This window comes from 'Chrysanthemum coronarium' phytoplasma (assembly GCF_000744065.1).
Taxonomy (GTDB): domain Bacteria; phylum Bacillota_I; class Bacilli_A; order Acholeplasmatales; family Acholeplasmataceae; genus Phytoplasma; species Phytoplasma asteris.
This window is the reverse complement of the sequence record NZ_BBIY01000086.1, coordinates 1-1,990: the sequence shown is the minus strand read 5'-3', so window position 1 is coordinate 1,990 and position 1,990 is coordinate 1. Positions and strand designations below refer to the sequence as shown.

Here is a 1,990-nt window from a genome sequence, read left to right as displayed (position 1 = left end):
TTTAATATTATTTGAAATAATAAAGTTTTTTGGATGATATAAAATAAAATCATATAGCAAATAATAAATAATGTGCTTTATTAATGGATGATAAATTTTATACTTGATAATTAGTTATCAAAATGATATACTACAAATAAACCAATATTAAAATTCTACATCATATATTATTATATTTTATAATATGGATTTAAGAATTATAAATTTGAATGCATTTGGGTGATTTATATATTTAATAAAACCACTTTCAAAAAATTTTATAACTAATTCCATCCTTAAAAAATTTATTATTTTGTTTCATCCAATCCCAAATCACAACAACTGCCAAAAATTAACTAAAACGGATACAAAAAAATAACAATTTTTTTTCAAAATTAACCCAATTTCACCCAAATAATTCCCAAAATAACGGTTTTTGGTTCCAAATTCCCAAAATAATGTATTTTTTTAACATTTATTATTAGCTTTTATTTTTTGTTTTGTTATAATTTAATCAGGCTTATAAAAAATAATTGATCATCAAAAGAAAGATGACTAGAATAAACGAACTAAAAAATAATTTAATTTTGCAAAATTGACCCAAGATAATACTTTATAACTTTGGTTGTGGCACTTTTCTGATTTATTTTTAGTAGTTATAAAAACAATATAACTAATTTATTAAACTTGCAAATGCAAAACAAAAAGGCAAGAGCAAGAAGGCAAAAAAACATACAAATGACTTTGCACACAAACAAGACTAACAAACCACATAACTCAAAACCCCCAACCAAACTCCCACACCAAAAAATTATCTTACTCAATTAGCATCCTTATTATTTTGAATTCCTTTATTCCATTTAATTTTATCCACCATTATAGCCTTGCAAATATTTTTTATATATCAGTTAACAAAATACTAAAATATAAAATTTAGTCAAAGGAAACAACTTTATATGAATAAAAAAGAAGAAATTTTGCAAATCAGTCGTCTTGATAAAGATGCTGTTGTCAAACATCTAAACACCGATGCTTGCGGACTTACTGACAAACAAGCCCAAGAAAGACAATCTCTCTACGGTAAAAATATTATCAAACAAGGCGAATCTTTTCCGTTTTGGCAACAATTAATCAAACAATTTACCTCGGTAATGGCTATTTTATTATGGATAGCAGCATTAATGATTTTTTTAATTAATCCCAAAGAAGCAGCCATCGGTATTTCTATTATTTTAGTTATCATTGTAAATGGCTTATTTTCTTTTTCCCAAGAATACAAAGCTGATAAAATGTTGTCTTCCTTAGGTAAAATGATTCCTAAAAAAGTTCAAGTTTACCGCAACAAAAAAATAGAATTAATGGATGTTTTTGAACTTACCATTGGAGATGTCATCTTTTTAGAAACAGGAACCCAAGTTCCAGTAGATGCACGTATTATTCAATCTAATAGCTTTTTTGTTGACAACTCAATGTTATCAGGCGAAACCATTCCTTTAAACCGTACTGAAATGCCAAACCTCGAAGATAATCATTCCATTGCTGAAATGCCTAATTTAGTTTATGCAGGTACTACAGTTACTCAAGGTAGTTGTTTTGCAGTTGTTTACGCTATTGGAAATAACACCCAAATTGGAGAAGTTTCAAGCATTGCTCAAAGCATTGAAAAAGGCAAAAGCCTTCTAGACCAAGAAATGCACCACATTGTTAAAAAAGTAAGTATTATTGCTTCTTGTGCAGCTTTATTTGTCTTTATGATTTGTTTTTTCAAAGAAGAAAAATATAATATAGATTCTTTTAGAGCAGCAATTGTTTGTGCAGTTGGTATGTTAGTTGCAAACATTCCTGAAGGCTTACTTCCTACCGTTAATCTAAGTTTAGCAGTTGGTTCTCAAAGAATGGCTAAACAAAACGCTTTAGTTAAAAAAATCTCTTCCCTAGAAACCCTCAGTTCTACTACTGTTATTTGTACTGATAAAACAGGAACTCTAACTCAAAACCAACTTACAGTAAG

General features: G+C 27.9%; 1 protein-coding gene. It reads left to right on the top strand.

All coding sequences use genetic code 11. The features are described 5' to 3' along the window. Window positions 1-935 precede the first annotated feature (935 nt). Window positions 936-1,990: HAD-IC family P-type ATPase (locus OYV_RS03650; RefSeq protein WP_042068342.1), on the top strand; the 1,055-nt coding region annotated here is incomplete at its 3' end.